The organism is Paracoccus sp. (in: a-proteobacteria), from assembly GCF_032007265.1.
In the GTDB taxonomy this organism is placed as follows: Bacteria; Pseudomonadota; Alphaproteobacteria; order Rhodobacterales; family Rhodobacteraceae; genus Paracoccus.
In genome coordinates this window covers 4,155-18,142 of the sequence record NZ_DALZMB010000002.1, presented here as the reverse complement: position 1 = coordinate 18,142, position 13,988 = coordinate 4,155, and the positions used below count along the sequence as shown (strand labels likewise).

Below are 13,988 nucleotides of genomic sequence, written 5' to 3'. Positions count from 1 at the left end.
CCATCGCTCATGGGATGGGCTGCTTTTGCAGCCCTTTCAATCTACATTGTCCTGTTTTTCACCGCAACATTGCGCCTCTCGCAGACTGGGCAGCGCATCTGGCTGTTCGGTGCTGCTCAGGGGACGGACCGGCTGGCGGCGATTGGCTTTCGTGGCGCATTCGTTTTGGCTTTCCTGGGCCCGCTGCTGTGGCAAAGCATCCCCTGGCTGCACAAGAACGACCCGCTGTGGAGCGAATTCGGCACCCTTCCAACGGGCGTTACCGGAGCAATCATGGCCTGGCTTGGGATGTCTCTGGCGCTTGCGGCGCAATCGGGGATGGGCCGGTCCTGGCGCGTCGGCGTTGTCAGTGGCCAGAGCGGTGATCTGGTGACAGGCGGGCTGTTTGCCATATCGCGCAATCCGGTCTTTCTGGGCCAGGCGCTGCTCCTGACCGGAATCGCGTTTGCCCTGCCGGCCCTCGCGACTGCGGCCGCGCCGATGCTGTTTCTGTGGTCGGCCAGAAACCAGATCCGCAGCGAGGAGGCAGTTCTGCTTGCCGCCCATGGCGAATCCTATGCCCGCTATATGCGCGAGGTCCCGCGCTGGATCGGCCCAAGGAAAGCTGCAGCATGAAGAACTGGCTGACATTCTCCGTCCCCGCGCTGACCGCTATCATCGTCGATCAACTGAGCAAGGCTGCGGCGCTGGCAGCCCTGACCTACGGCGCGCCCGTCCCGGTCATGCCCGGTTTCAACCTGACGCTTGGTTTCAACACTGGCACGAGCTTCGGGATGATGGGCGGCTTCATGGCCGACAAGCCGCTACTGATGGCGGCCCTCACGGGAGCAATCACCCTCGGCGTAGCCTGGATGGGCCTGCGTGCCAGCACATCGGCTGAACGTATTGGTTTTGCACTGATTGCCGGTGGCGCAAGCGGCAATATCATTGATCGGCTGCGGCAAGGCGCGGTGACCGATTTCCTCGATTTCTACTGGCGAGACTGGCACTGGCCTGCCTTCAATGGCGCCGATATCGCGATTTTCCTCGGTGTTGTGCTGATCCTCTTCACCGGTTTCCGGCGCCCCCGACAAAGCGCGAGGCCCCATGCCTGATCTGAACACCCGGATGACGCTCGCCTTCGTTGTCGCGTTGATCGCCACGCTTTCGGCGCTGTTCATCGGTGAGGTGCTTGGCCAGATGCCCTGCACCCTGTGCTGGTATCAGCGCATCGCGATGTTCCCCATCACCGCCGTGCTGGCCATTGCCCTTTGGCGCGACGATCCGGCGGGACGGTATTACGCGTTGGCACTGGCGGGTGCAGGGCTGCTGATCGCGGCCTGGCATTCCGGCCTCTATGCCGGGCTGATCCCGGAGCCGGTCATCCCCTGCACGCAGACCGGCCCCTCCTGCACGGACTCGGCCGCGCAATCCATCCTCGGCTTGCCGATCCCCTGGCTGTCGCTGGCATCCTTCCTCTCCATTCTCCTCCTGCTTCTGCCGAAAGGACGCGCACCATGAATCGCCGCACCCTCATCCTCGGATCGCTGGCCGCTGGCCTGGCCGTTTACGCAGGCGGAACCTGGTATGTTCAGGATCAGCGCCGGAAAGAGGCTCTTGCCGAGGCGGCCCGGCGGGCGGCCGAGGTTCCTGATCTCAATTCGGTTCTGCTGCGCCCGGGTGCCGCATCTTTCGGCGCTGAGGATGCGCCGGTTACCCTGGTCGAGTTTTTCGATCCCTCCTGCGAGGCTTGCCGGGCCTTCCACCCTGTCCTGACGCAGTTGCGGACGGAGTTCCCCGATCAGCTGCGGATCGTGATGCGCTATGCCGCCTTCCATCAGGGTTCCGACGAAGCTGTTGCCATTCTGGAGGCCGCGCGCCGCCAGAATCTGTTCGAGCCGGTTCTTAACGCACTGCTGGAAAGCCAGCCGAACTGGGCACTGCATGACGGCCCACGGATGGAGATCGCCTGGCAAATCGCTGAAGCTCAGGGGCTTGATATCTCTGCACGTGATGTTGAGCTGCGCTCTCCCGGAACTGTGGCGATCCTCAATCGGGATCGCGCGGATATTGAGGTGCTCGGCGTCAGGGCAACCCCAACATTCTACCTGAATGGCGCTCCCCTCGGTCAGGTCAGCTTCGAGAGCCTCTCGGCTGCGGTGCGCGCTGCGGTGCAAGCCTCCGCCGCAGGTCAGTAATTGACGTGGCAGCCGGTTGCGAATAGATTGCAATTGCAAATCATTCGCAACTGAGTCGCCATGACAGCCAGGACCACGCCGCATTTCCAGCCGACCGAGGGCTGGCGTAGCCAAAGCCCGATGCCGTCGCTCTCGGAGGTATATGGCTCGGTTGTGGTGCCGCAGGGGCGTACGCCCTGGCGGCGCTTCATGGCCTTTGTCGGGCCGGGCTATCTGGTGGCCGTGGGCTATATGGACCCCGGCAACTGGGCGACCTCGCTCGCCGGTGGGGCGAAGTTCGGCTACACGCTGCTGTTCGTAGCACTTTTGTCGAATATCATGGCAATCCTGCTGCAATCGCTTTGCGCCCGACTGGCCATCGGGTCAGGGCGCGATCTGGCGCAGGCTTGTCGCGATGCGTTCCCGTCATGGGTGTCCTGGCCGCTCTGGCTCTTTGCCGAGGCTGCAATCATTGCAACCGATCTGGCAGAGGTGATCGGCGTCGCCATCGGTCTGAACCTGTTGTTTGGCATCCCGCTGGAGATTGGGGTCATTCTGACCGCCCTGGATGTCTTTTTGATCCTGTGGCTGCAGAACCGGGGTTTTCGCTGGGTCGAAGCCTTCGTCATCACCCTGCTGGTAGTCATTTCGGCCTGCTTCTTCGTGCAGATCGCCATGGCCGACCCCGACTGGAACGCGGTCATCATCGGCTTTGCCCCTTCGGTCGAGATCGCGACAAATCCCGAGATGCTGTATCTTGCGCTCGGCATCATCGGGGCGACTGTGATGCCGCATAACCTGTATCTGCATTCCGGAATTGTGCAGACGCGAAACTGGGGCACGGCACCCGGCGCGCGTGAGCAAGCCCTGCGAATGGCAACATGGGATTCCACCATCGCGCTGATGCTTGCGCTGCTGATAAACGCCTCGATCCTGATTCTGGCCGCAGCCACATTCCATAGCACCGGAAATACCGAGATTGTTGAGATCGATCAGGCCCACGCTCTGTTAGCCCCGCTACTAGGCGGCTCTTTGGCCCCCACACTGTTCGGCATCGCGCTGCTGTGTTCAGGGCTGAATGCCACGGTAACGGCAACCATGGCCGGGCAGATCGTGATGGAAGGATTCATCAACTTCCGCATCAGCCCGGTGCTGCGCCGGCTCATTACCCGGTCCATCGCCATCGTGCCCGCTGTCGGGGTGATCCTGATCTGGGGCAGCGCCGAGATGGGGCGGCTTCTGATCCTCAGTCAGGTGGTGCTGAGCTTTCAGCTTCCCTTTGCCATCGTGCCACTTGTGATGTTCACCGCAAGCCGACAGAAAATGGGCGATCTGGTCGCACCGCGCTGGCTGTCCGCGCTTTGCGCCGTGATCGCTGTCACCATCATCTGGCTGAACCTGAACCTGCTGATGTCGATCGCAGGAAGCTGACCCGCGAGTAGCAAGAGGGCATTGGTATCGGACACTGTCGGTCCCCGACCTAGTGCACTCACGAGAACTCATATTCCTGTGATGCCAACTGTCGGGCGGGATAAAGCTCTTGAACCTCTACCTACTGGAGGTCCTATAAAATCGAACAAATCAGCCTCCGTAACCAGGAAATTGCTCGCAAGTTTCTGGTTCTCAGTCCGGTCTCTGTGTCGGCATCGCAGCGCTGACGCTTTGGAATGGACAGTGACGGAGGATACCATGGATAGCACCACCGAGAGCCTAAGGGCATCACGCAGGCAGGTGCTTGGAATGATGGCGGCAACCAGTCTCATCGGCCTGTCCACCGGACCGCTTTCTGCTCAGGGCCTTCCCGTCTTCAGCCTGGCACTGGCAGAAGCTGTCGCCGATGAGCCCGGACTTTCCGCCTTTTACCGCGATACCGGCTATGCACCTGTCTGGACTGGCCCCGAAGATTCGGTCCGCAGGTCAGCGCTTGTCACGGCGCTGTCTCAAGCCGGCAATCATGGGTTGCCGACAGTGCAGTATGATCTGGAGGGCCTGATTGCTGGCTACCATGACGTGCGGAGCGAGCGAGATCGGGCAAGGCTTGAGGCGCGAACGTCAAAGCTCTTCGTCCGCTACGCGAGAGACATCGGCAGCGGGGTGCTGGAACCAGAGCGGATCATCTCACAGATCGTCCGCACCCTTCCCCGGCCAGATGTGGCAACCTTGATGCATGGCTTCGTTAGCGCAGAACCGGCGGTCTTCATGCGTAGCCTGATGCCTGCCTGCCCGGAATACACACGCCTTCTGCGCGCAATCTTCGAAATTCAAAGCCAGATCTCTCGCGGTGGCTGGGGACCGGAGGTAACATCATCTGGCCTACGTCCGGGGGATGTGGGCGAGCAGGTGGTCGCTCTACGCAACCGGCTTATGGAAATGGGCTACCTGTCCCGCACCGCCATCGCCAGCTATGATCACCGTATCCAGAACGGCGTAGCCGCATTCCAGCGATTCCATGGAATAGCGCCCACGGGTATTGCCGATGAGGCCACGCTGCAGGAAATCAACCTCTCCCCCGAGGCGCGGCTGCAATCCCTGACCGTTGCCCTGGAACGCGAGCGATGGCTGAACATTCCCCGCGGTCAACGCCATATCTGGGTAAACCTTGCCGATTTCACGACACAGATCATGGACGATGATCTGGTGACGCTGGACACGATTTCAATCATCGGCAGCCGCCCGAACGACATGCAGACGCCGGAGTTCTCCCACCGGATGACCTATCTGGAAGTGAACCCCGACTGGACGCTGCCCCGTTCGATCGTTGCGCGAACTTACTGGAATAGCCTTGCCAGTGGTGGCGCCCGACAGTTGGAGGTGATCGACAGCGCCGGTCGCGTTGTCCCGCGAAGTGCGATTGATTTCTCACGCTATACTCCGCGCAACTTTCCCTACAACCTGCGCCAGGCACCGGGACCAACCAACCCACTGGGGACGGTCAAGTTCATGTTCCCTAACCCCTGGGCCATATACCTGCACGACAGCCCCGAGCGAAACTTGTTCGACAATACGGTCAGGACATATTCTGCTGGCTGCATCCGGCTGCAGGATCCGCACGAATTTGCATACGAGCTCCTGTCGCGCCAAAGCGATGACCCGGTGGAACTTTTCCAGTCCACCCTGCGCAGCCAGCGGCAGACCAGGATCACTCTCGACGAGCCAGTGCCGGTGCATCTCGAGTACCGGACCGCTTTTACCAGTGCGCGTGGCGGGGTGCATTTCCGTAAAGACATCTATGGCCGCGACGCGAAACTCTATGATGCACTGAGCGAGGCCGGTGCAGTTTTCAAAGTGAGCTGAGCGTATTTTGCTCGACAGCGGACTTACATTGCGTCCTTAGGGATGCCGGTCACGGTCGGGCTTTCGCAGGCTGCGTTGCGCCCGGAGTCTTCAAAGGAAAAGCCGTTCCCGATCTTAATCGGCAGTCTCTGACAAAGCTGTGAGGTGCGGCAATACCGCTTGAACCTCTAGCTGCTTGAGGTTGTAGGGGCTTGCTCAAGTCCGGCTATGCCGCAGGAACGGGGAGAGAGCCAATCCATGTCCGAACACCTTGAGTCAGATCATTGCTTTCCGTCGTTGCATTGGTAGTCGGAGCGGCGTGGGGAGGCTTTCTCGCGCGCAAGCGGGGCGGTAACCGCTTGGACATGCTACAATATGCCGCCGGGTTCGGGATCGCGTTTTTCCTGTGTGCGATGGCATTGAGCATCGCATTCACCCGCTTCCTGGAGATTTGAACCCGTGATCCGACTGAGCAGATTCCAGAAAGCCCTCTGGGTGGCGGCTATTTTGGCCTCCGTGGGCTTTGTTCTCGTGAACACCAGACCATGGGTTTCAGAATCGTCCAGTATAGCTGCGACTTCGGAATTCAGCCCAGTCTTCAGCTTGCAGGACAGTTCAGACCGTCCGCGCACCAACGAAGAATTCCGTGGACGATGGCTGCTGGTCTTCTTCGGATTCACGAATTGTCCCGATGTTTGTCCGACAACCCTTTCCGAGGTTGCACAAGTTCTTGAAGATCTCGGCCCGCAGGCAGCAAATGTGCAGCCAATCTTCATCTCGATTGATCCGGAGCGCGACCGCGCGCTTGGGATCGACGAGTATACACAGGCCTTCCATCCGCAAATTCTTGGACTCGCCGGATCACCGGAAGCGACACAAGCCGCAGCCGCGAGCTTCCGCATCTACTATTCACGCGAAGATGATCAGAATGCGCCTGATGGCTACACAATGTCGCACAGTCCTGGCCTGTTCCTCGTCGCGCCAGATGGGCAATGGTTGCGCCAATTCGCCTATGGCACTCCCTCCACTGAAATCCTCGCAGACCTGCAGGAGAGGTTCTGAACATGAAGTTATTTTCGGCTGCGATGGTCCTTGGCCTGACAGCACCCGCTGCGTTTGCGCAGGATTGCCCGACCTGGCAAGCCGGGGACCTGACTATCCTCAATGCCTGGTCGCGGGCGACCATTGGTGCTGAACGCCCGGCAGTTTTCTATGCCGATATAGTCAACTCTGGCGATGAAGATGATGCCTTGATCGGGATCGCAACGCCGGTCGCTGGGATGCCGATGCTGCATGAAACTGTGGTGACGGATGGCGTGGCGACCATGCCCCATGCTTCACGCATACCTGTGTCTGCGGGCGCGACGGTCGGCCTTTCTCCGGGCGGCTATCACGGGATGCTCATGAACCTTAATGCTGCACTGACGGAAGGCGAGTCCTTTCCGCTCACCCTGACCTTTGAGCGCGCTGGTGACGTCGCGATTGATGTCGGCATCGCCGCAGTTACTGCCAGGGGGCCGGTGTGCCAGACAGACGACAGTTGATCCTCGGCACCTCGGCCCTCGTTGCGGCCGCTGCGGGCACCCTGGCTTTGGGTGCCTGGCGCAGCCAAGGCAGCCAGTCTGAGGCAGGGGCTTCACCCTTACCCCTGGCACTGTCAGAGATGGACTGGCGACTCACAAACCACAGGGGGCAGCGCGTCGGTCCGGGCGACTGGATCGGCAGGCCGGCAATCGTGTTTTTCGGCTTCACCTGGTGTCCGGATGTTTGCCCGACCACACTGATGAACATCGCCGCGTGGATAGAGGAGTTGGGCGCTGAAGCCGACCCACTCACCATCGCGCTGATCTCCGTCGATCCTGACCGCGATACTCTAGAGGTGCTGGCGGACTATGTCGGCCTGTTCGACCCGCAGATCGATGGATTGACGGGGACTGCCGAGGAGATAGCAGGCGCCGCCCAAGATTTCAGGGTTCGGTACGAAAGAGTGCCGCGTGACGATGGCGACTACACCATGAACCACACCGCCGGCGTGTTTCTGTTCCGGCCGGATGGACGCTTTGCAAGCATCATAGATTTTCACGAAGATCCCGCCTTCGCGGTTCCCAAGATCCGCCGCATCCTGAGCTAGAAAGAAGGACATCCTGCCAGATGACCCTATTAAGAACGACAATCCCGCTCCTGTTTCTCGCGATGGCGACACCGCTTCGGGCAGAGGCCCCCGTAGAGGCGCAAGCAGAAGATTCGCTTTCGATCACCATCACAACTGGTGAATCCGTCATCGCAGAGGGAGATTCCCTCGACCGGGTCCTCGCCCGGAGCGGGATCGTACCAGCCGACAGGATGGAGGCCGCACTCGCCTTCGAAGGGGTATACGATCTGCGCGATCTGCGGCCCGGCAACGTCCTGCGCTGGACAACCCAGCCCGATGATGCGGCGCGGCTTTCAACGCTTCAGCTCCTCGCCTCGAACGGAGTGGAAGTGTCACTGGTGTTTACCGACGAGGTCGAGGCGGTTCTATTGGAGCCCGAAGTCGTTGCGCGCGACCGGATGGAAACGCTGGTGCTGGATGGCTCACTCTATGACGCCCTTATCGCAGCCGATGCTCCTGCCCGTTTCGCTGTCGACCTGACCGCACTTATGGCAGGTCAGGTAGACTTCCGGCGCGACCTTCGAGGTGGAGAAACTTTTGCCCTGATCTGGCAGGAGGATCGTCTGCCCGATGGAAGTCTGGCTGGAGAGCCACGTCTCTCCTACGCCCGCCTTTCCATCAGCGGGCATGACTATGAGTTGGTCGCAAGTGATCCGGCCAGCCCGGTGCTGCTCTTTGAGGATGGCGAACTCGTTCAACGCAGCGCGCCACCAATCATGGGCGCGCGTCTCTCATCGGTCTTTGGCAATCGCAATCACCCTGTGCTTGGCGGACGAAGGATGCATACCGGCATAGATTATGCCGCGCCGATCGGAACACCTGTCAATGCAACAGGTGCCGGCAGGGTTGTGTTTGCCGGTACGATCCGGGGCTATGGCATGACTATTGACATCAATCACGGCGGTGGGGTCATCACCCGCTATGCCCATCTTTCCGCTTTCACCGACGGGATAGCAAATGGCGCCCGTATTCGAGCCGGAGATCGTATCGGCTCCGTCGGAGCAACCGGCCTCGTGAGCGGTCCCAATTTGCATTACGAGGTCCGGGTTGACGGGCGCCCCATCGATCCGATGGAAGAAGATGCCATGCCCGTACAGGAAGTCGCCAGTGCTGCTGACATTGACGCGCTGACACAAGGCCGCCTCGCGACGAATTACACGTCCGAGCAAGAAGGCTAAGAATGTAGCCTTATCACATATCCTGAAATTCGCGTGAAAGTCGTGCAATTCAGCGCCAGACACCTTGAACCTCATGTCGCTGTAGGAATTACAAGCATCTTGAGAAGATGAAAGAACAGAATGCCAGATCAAATTGAACTTCAAACATGGACGGTTCCAGCCACGACCGCTGTTCGCAGCTCGAAACCGGCCATGCCTGTACCTGCTGGCTTGCGCGCTGTCCTTGGCCTCACTGTCATTCTGACGCTTAGTGCTTGTGCACAGTTCAACCCGTCTACGCCACCACGGCTCGATGAAACAGGCGCGTCTGTTCAGGGCATCTATCCCGTGACGCCGGAAAACATTGACCGAGTGCGCGAGCGGGCACTGGAAACGGTAAACAACACGCGCGTAGCATCGGGTCTTGCTCCAGTCGTTTTGGACCCCGCACTTGTTTCTGCCGCAGACGGCCATTCACGGTCGATGGCCGAGCAGAGGCGCGCCTGGCATTTCGGCCCCGATGGAAGCTCTCCGATGGACCGTGCCCGCCGCGCTGGCTTCGTCGGCGTTGTGCAAGGCGAACTCGTATCTGAAACCTATGAGAGTGAAGTTCAAGCTATCGCCACATGGATGGGCACTTCCAGCCAAAGAGCGATTTTGCTCAACTCCACCGCACGACGCATGGGGATTGGAGTTTACCAGGAACCCAATAACAAACTCTGGTGGACTTTAACCGTCGCCGATTAAAAAGAGGGAGATTTTCATGTCGCAACTACCGACCCGTCGGCGCATTCTGACATTTGCCGCAACCGGCATGGCTGCGTTCGCTACACCAGCGGTTCTGAGAGCTCAGGATGTCACCATGGTGGCCCCATCGGCTCCCAGACGACACAACACAGCGAGTTTCCAGGCACAGCGCTGGCAGGATCACTTTGAGCATTTGCGAAAAGGGGCGATTCTTTGTGACCTTGAATCTCGAGTCCTGCACTATTGGTCAGAGGATCAAAGCCTCTATCTGGTCTACCCCTCCTCAGTGCCGATGAGCGAGGAGTTGACTCGACGGGGCTACACGGAAGTCACTCTCAAACGCCGTAATCCAACGTGGATCCCAACACCCAACATGCGCGCTCGCGATCCGTCGCTTCCGCAATCGATAGGGCCGGGCCCGGACAATCCACTCGGATCGCGGGCTTTGAACCTGAGTTGGCAGTACTATCGGATCCATGGCATCGACCTGGTCGAGAAGATCGGACGACCAGCGTCTAACGGTTGCGTCGGTATTTATAATGAGAATATCGAGCGCTTGTTTGAGATCGTTGAAATTGGTACACAGGTGAGATTGCTCTGACCGCCCCGTCCGTATTGGGAGCCACTTTCCATCACGCCGACAGATCCAACTCAATAGATTGAGATGTCATGCCGCAGCATTAAATGCGGCATGAACCCGCGAAATTTGGCCAAGAGCATAGGACGAAGAATTGCTGTTTCTGAAGGCAGCGCGCGCTACTCCGCATGCTCCTGAAGAATTCCGGTAGTCTTCAAGACTGCCATTTCGACAGCCTGCCGCTCATATTCAAGACCGGGGAGTGCTCCGAAATCGATCTCAAGCGGCACGGGCGGGGTTCTGGTCTTTCCCTTGCGCATAGATTTCGGGAGCGTTGAAGCCGATGGATTGGTGGACTGAGCAGGTAGGCCGCCATTTGGTTCGGACCCAACCTGAGGATGCGATATGGCCTGAAGGCCGCGAGACAGACGCTCAACTGCCTCCTCCGCTTCCTTTAATCGCGCATCATATTGCCGCTTTTCTGCATCCGGATAGGGATGATCGCCCTGCTGCCCGGCATGGATCACCTTCAGGGCCGGATCTTCATAGTACTTGATGCGCCGTGCTCGGATCGGCATCTGGGCATCGACGACGAGGATCACCTCGTCCAGATCCAGCCGCCGCGCCTCATCCTCATTGAGGAGCGGTGTTTCCTCTGTGCGCTCGGTGACGCTGCGACCCTCAAAGGGATTGCGTCCCACCGAGCGAGACCGTGTGACTACCCGCTTAGTCGTCTTGCCGACGGCCTGGCTCAGTTCCTCGATGGTCTTCTGGTCGGAAGGCGTCAGGTAAAGCTTCACCCCTGCCCCACCCTGCAAGGAACGGCGAGTGTTCTCGCCATAGATCTCATCTAATGCCGGTATGGTCTGGGTGACGATGGCCAGGTTGCCGCCATAGGACCGCAGCGTCTTGATGCTTTCGGCCACGATCGGCATTTTCCCCAGCCGGTCGAATTCATCGAGCATGATCATCACCGGCCAGGGCTCATCCGTTCCCGGTTCCGCAGCCTGCAGCGAGGCGATCAGATCCGAGAAGAACAGCCGGATCAGAGGGGCCAGCGGCCCGACCATCTCGGATTCCACCACCAGATAGACCGCATGTGGCTGCCGGCGAATGTCCCGGAAAGAAAAATCCGAGGTCGCCGTTGCCGCATCGATCGCGCGGTTGTCCCAGGTGTCGAGACCAGAGGTCATCAGGAGCGACAGATAAGAGGTCAGCGTGTCATTGTTGGTCGAAGCCATGCGCTCGAAGATCAGCCTGGCCGAAGGGTTCTTCACCTCCTCTGCCCGTTTCAGGAACTCCAGCTGCTTGTTCCCGCCCGAGGCAGTGATGCGGTAGATCTCGCCGATGGTCGGGTTCCCGCGCTCGAAGGCCAGCAGCCCGGCCGCAACGAAGAGATCAATCCCGCCGGCGAGCAGACCGCTGAGTTTTTCATTGTCGGTCTGCAGGAACAGCTTGGCAGTGAGCTTCAGCTCCATCTGCTGGCGGTCGGGGTTCTTCAGAGCCGCGATCCGGGCGAGCGGGTTGTAACGATGCGTTGGCCGTTCCCAGTCGGTGGGCGCGAAGCGAAATACCTTGTCGCCGGTGGAGGCCCTGAACCGCGAGGTCTCACGGAAGTTCTCGCCCTTGACGTCGAGGACCACGGCCGAGCCGCGATAGGTCAGGAGATTCGGGATCACGAAGCCGACCCCCTTGCCCCGGCCTGTCGGGGCCACCACCAGTGCATGCGGGAACGTCCGAGATACGATGAAGGGCTTCTTCGATTTCGGTGAACCCATCTTGCCGAGCAGGAACCCTGCTCCCGGCCCGGCAAAGAAGCCGTTGCGCTTCATCTCGGCCCGGCTCTGCCAATGCGTGGTGCCGAAGCGGGTCAGCGCATCGCCGAGCATCGTGGCGGTCAGGAGCAGGGCGGCGAGGCCGGTCCCGAGGATGATGCCATTCACCCAGAGGAAATCCTGCGGAGCCGAGGTTCTCAGCCCCAGCCAGTTCCGCGCCAGCAGGGTGAGATCGAAGCTGCGCGTCGAATAGCCATACTGGACGGCAAAATAGATCGTCGCCAGCACATAGCCGATGGCAAGCCCGAGCAGGGTCAGAACTACGGCGCCAAGAAGCATGCGTCCCTTATCCATGGGTGATCCCCTTCTCACCATGGGAGAGGGAATGCCTCAGATCCTCGCCGTGGCGCTGTTCCACGATCCGCTCGAGCACCCGGTCCATCGCCGGATCATTGGCATGAACCTCCCTGGCCTCCAGATAGGCCCGCGCAAGCTGCAACTGTTCGAGCGCATTGGGCGTGATGCGGTCCAGCACCTTCGCATCGCCGTGGTGCAGATCATCGATTTCGGTTGGGGTCAGGCGATCATTGACCTGCTCGACGAAGCGGTGTCGCGCCGCATCCGAGGCCAGATCAACCTTGCCGTCGGCCGCCTGGCGTAAGGCGGAGGCAAGCTGGGGAGCTGTCAGATCAAGGTTGCGGCGTTCGGCATAGGCCTGGCGGGTGTCGTCCTCAACTTCGGCCAGCCTCTCGATGATGCGGTCGCGGGATGCGCCTGCAGCATGGAGCTGGTTGATCTCCCGGCTGACGGCATCGCGGATCTGCTCCTGGGGGGTCTCGGCCCGCAAGCGCGCCATCTCGCGCACCTCCTCTGTGATCGGACCGAGGCGGATCGACGGATCACGCTGCGCGAGATCCATATCGCCAGCATGGAGGGTGCGATGTGCGACCCGAACGCCAGTTGCCGGGGGCTGAATGACATCGGTGGCCTTTTCCCAGGCCATGGTCGCAATTTCAGCATGCTGGGGCGAGCGTTCGGCAAAGCGGTCGAAGGCCTCTTTCGCCTCGGCCACCTGCTTCTCGCCATCACGCCGCGCCCGCGGGTCATCGGAATAGGGATAGCTGAAATCCGTCCTCTGGAACTGTTTGACCAGCGCACGGAATTCCTCCCGTTCCGCCGGGCTGAATATGTCCGGCTCGCTACGCAGGGTTACGTTGTCGGTCGAAACGAGGTGAGCGGAGGCCTCCGAAAGCCTTGCCCCCTCTTCCCTTTCCGGCCCTTCCCTCTCCACATCCTCCACGACCCGCAGGACGCGAGCCTCGGTCAGCACATCGCCCAGCTTGCCATGAACCGCCTCAAGACGGTCCATCGCCTGATCACGCTGCACAGTGTCGCGCAGATCAAGTTGCTCTTCCTTTGCGATGGCGCGTAGATCCTGCGCCAGCCATTGCTGTTCCAGCGCCGCATTGCCCGCACCCTCACGCATGCGGGCCAGAACAGCGTCGCTATCGATTCCGGTCCCCTGCACCGCTTCGGTGACACGGGCTTTAAGACCTGGATCTTCGAGCTGGTCCCTGTGGGCCTCAACCAGGTTAGGCGCAGCATAGATCCCATCTCGGGACCCCGGCTCATGCAATGCGTCAGAGCGATCGCCCAAGGGCTGCAGATGCGAGACCTCGCGCAGCACATCGGTCAGCTTGCGCTCGATCACCGGGCGCTCAGTGGCAGGGGCGCGTTCGATCAACCCCTCAATCTGTCGAATGTTCTGCGAGAACCGATCGATCAGTTGGTCAAAATCATGAACTTCATCACTCATATACAACACTCCGTCTGACTGGATACGATCACCGCGGGCAAGCACATCCCCGGCCCGAGACAGGGCTTCCGCAACATCGTGGAAGTTCGAACGCGAGGCCTCGGCAGCGAGGCCGCGATAGATCGCGGCATTGCGCGCCACCTCGGCAATGGCGCGGTCCAGATCGGCACCTGTACGCTGGCGCTCCACCGGCACCCTGCCCTCATCCATGGCTTTGCGGATTTCGGCATCGGTAGCTGCGCGGGTGAGCACGCCCCGGTCTAGCCGCCGCGTGGCTTCAAGGCGCAGCCCGTGGCGCTCAGCCGCCTCGACCATGGCTTCGCGGAAGGCGTCGT

14 protein-coding genes are annotated in these 13,988 nt (G+C 60.3%); 12 read left to right on the top strand and 2 right to left on the bottom strand.

Features of this window, described 5'->3' with window-relative positions:
• Positions 1 to 9 precede the first annotated feature (9 nt).
• From RTS12_RS00810 to RTS12_RS00755, 12 genes are all read left to right on the top strand, one after another.
• The gene (locus tag RTS12_RS00810; RefSeq protein WP_312524708.1) at positions 10 to 615 is read left to right on the top strand and encodes a methyltransferase; all 606 of its coding nucleotides are present in this window, start codon (positions 10 to 12) and stop codon (positions 613 to 615) included.
• Complete coding sequence (gene lspA / locus RTS12_RS00805; protein WP_131389291.1) at positions 612 to 1,094, top strand: signal peptidase II; 483 nt, start codon at positions 612 to 614, stop codon at positions 1,092 to 1,094. The genes RTS12_RS00810 and lspA overlap by 4 nt, the downstream gene beginning before the upstream one ends.
• Positions 1,087 to 1,500, top strand: coding sequence for a disulfide bond formation protein B (locus tag RTS12_RS00800; protein ID WP_312524707.1), 414 nt, complete (start codon positions 1,087 to 1,089; stop codon positions 1,498 to 1,500). The genes lspA and RTS12_RS00800 overlap by 8 nt, the downstream gene beginning before the upstream one ends.
• Positions 1,497 to 2,177, top strand: coding sequence for a thioredoxin domain-containing protein (locus tag RTS12_RS00795; RefSeq protein ID WP_312524706.1), 681 nt, complete (start codon positions 1,497 to 1,499; stop codon positions 2,175 to 2,177). The genes RTS12_RS00800 and RTS12_RS00795 overlap by 4 nt, the downstream gene beginning before the upstream one ends.
• 60 nt (positions 2,178 to 2,237) lie before the next feature.
• Entirely contained in the window at positions 2,238 to 3,587 is a 1,350-nt protein-coding gene (locus tag RTS12_RS00790; RefSeq protein ID WP_312524705.1) for an Nramp family divalent metal transporter, read from the top strand.
• Positions 3,588 to 3,845: 258 nt separating this feature from the next.
• Positions 3,846 to 5,450: a murein L,D-transpeptidase gene (locus RTS12_RS00785; protein ID WP_312524704.1), complete on the top strand. Its 1,605-nt coding sequence runs from the start codon at positions 3,846 to 3,848 to the stop codon at positions 5,448 to 5,450.
• Between the two features lie 438 nt (positions 5,451 to 5,888).
• Complete coding sequence (locus tag RTS12_RS00780; protein ID WP_312524703.1) at positions 5,889 to 6,491, top strand: SCO family protein; 603 nt, start codon at positions 5,889 to 5,891, stop codon at positions 6,489 to 6,491.
• A 2-nt stretch (positions 6,492 to 6,493) separates the two neighbouring features.
• Positions 6,494 to 6,973 (top strand): copper chaperone PCu(A)C, encoded by a 480-nt coding sequence (locus RTS12_RS00775; protein WP_312524702.1) that lies wholly within the window; start codon positions 6,494 to 6,496, stop codon positions 6,971 to 6,973.
• On the top strand, positions 6,970 to 7,560 hold the full coding sequence (locus RTS12_RS00770) for an SCO family protein (protein WP_312524701.1): 591 nt from the start codon (positions 6,970 to 6,972) through the stop codon (positions 7,558 to 7,560). Before RTS12_RS00775 ends, RTS12_RS00770 begins: the two co-directional genes overlap by 4 nt.
• Before the next feature lie 20 nt (positions 7,561 to 7,580).
• Positions 7,581 to 8,759 (top strand): M23 family metallopeptidase, encoded by a 1,179-nt coding sequence (locus RTS12_RS00765; protein WP_312524700.1) that lies wholly within the window; start codon positions 7,581 to 7,583, stop codon positions 8,757 to 8,759.
• Positions 8,760 to 8,879: 120 nt separating this feature from the next.
• Positions 8,880 to 9,485: a CAP domain-containing protein gene (locus RTS12_RS00760; protein ID WP_312524699.1), complete on the top strand. Its 606-nt coding sequence runs from the start codon at positions 8,880 to 8,882 to the stop codon at positions 9,483 to 9,485.
• 16 nt (positions 9,486 to 9,501) lie between these two features.
• Entirely contained in the window at positions 9,502 to 10,086 is a 585-nt protein-coding gene (locus tag RTS12_RS00755) for a L,D-transpeptidase (RefSeq protein WP_312524698.1), read from the top strand.
• A 155-nt stretch (positions 10,087 to 10,241) separates the two neighbouring features.
• On the opposite strand, the gene RTS12_RS00750 is transcribed toward RTS12_RS00755, so the two are convergent.
• Positions 10,242 to 12,191, bottom strand: a complete 1,950-nt coding sequence (locus RTS12_RS00750) for a type IV secretory system conjugative DNA transfer family protein (protein ID WP_312524697.1) — start codon at positions 12,189 to 12,191, stop codon at positions 10,242 to 10,244.
• The coding region (locus tag RTS12_RS00745; protein ID WP_312524696.1) for an endonuclease at positions 12,184 to 13,988 on the bottom strand (1,805 nt) is incomplete at its 5' end. The genes RTS12_RS00745 and RTS12_RS00750, both read right to left, overlap by 8 nt.

Coding starts and splice junctions, on each gene's coding strand:
- RTS12_RS00765 (WP_312524700.1), top strand. CDS start 7,581: ATGACCCTATTAAGAACGACAATCCCGCTCCTGTTTCTCGCGATGGCG.
- lspA (WP_131389291.1), top strand. CDS start 612: ATGAAGAACTGGCTGACATTCTCCGTCCCCGCGCTGACCGCTATCATC.
- RTS12_RS00795 (WP_312524706.1), top strand. CDS start 1,497: ATGAATCGCCGCACCCTCATCCTCGGATCGCTGGCCGCTGGCCTGGCC.
- RTS12_RS00800 (WP_312524707.1), top strand. CDS start 1,087: ATGCCTGATCTGAACACCCGGATGACGCTCGCCTTCGTTGTCGCGTTG.
- RTS12_RS00775 (WP_312524702.1), top strand. CDS start 6,494: ATGAAGTTATTTTCGGCTGCGATGGTCCTTGGCCTGACAGCACCCGCT.
- RTS12_RS00790 (WP_312524705.1), top strand. CDS start 2,238: ATGACAGCCAGGACCACGCCGCATTTCCAGCCGACCGAGGGCTGGCGT.
- RTS12_RS00750 (WP_312524697.1), bottom strand. CDS start 12,191: ATGGATAAGGGACGCATGCTTCTTGGCGCCGTAGTTCTGACCCTGCTC.
- RTS12_RS00810 (WP_312524708.1), top strand. CDS start 10: ATGGGATGGGCTGCTTTTGCAGCCCTTTCAATCTACATTGTCCTGTTT.
- RTS12_RS00785 (WP_312524704.1), top strand. CDS start 3,846: ATGGATAGCACCACCGAGAGCCTAAGGGCATCACGCAGGCAGGTGCTT.
- RTS12_RS00755 (WP_312524698.1), top strand. CDS start 9,502: ATGTCGCAACTACCGACCCGTCGGCGCATTCTGACATTTGCCGCAACC.
- RTS12_RS00760 (WP_312524699.1), top strand. CDS start 8,880: ATGCCAGATCAAATTGAACTTCAAACATGGACGGTTCCAGCCACGACC.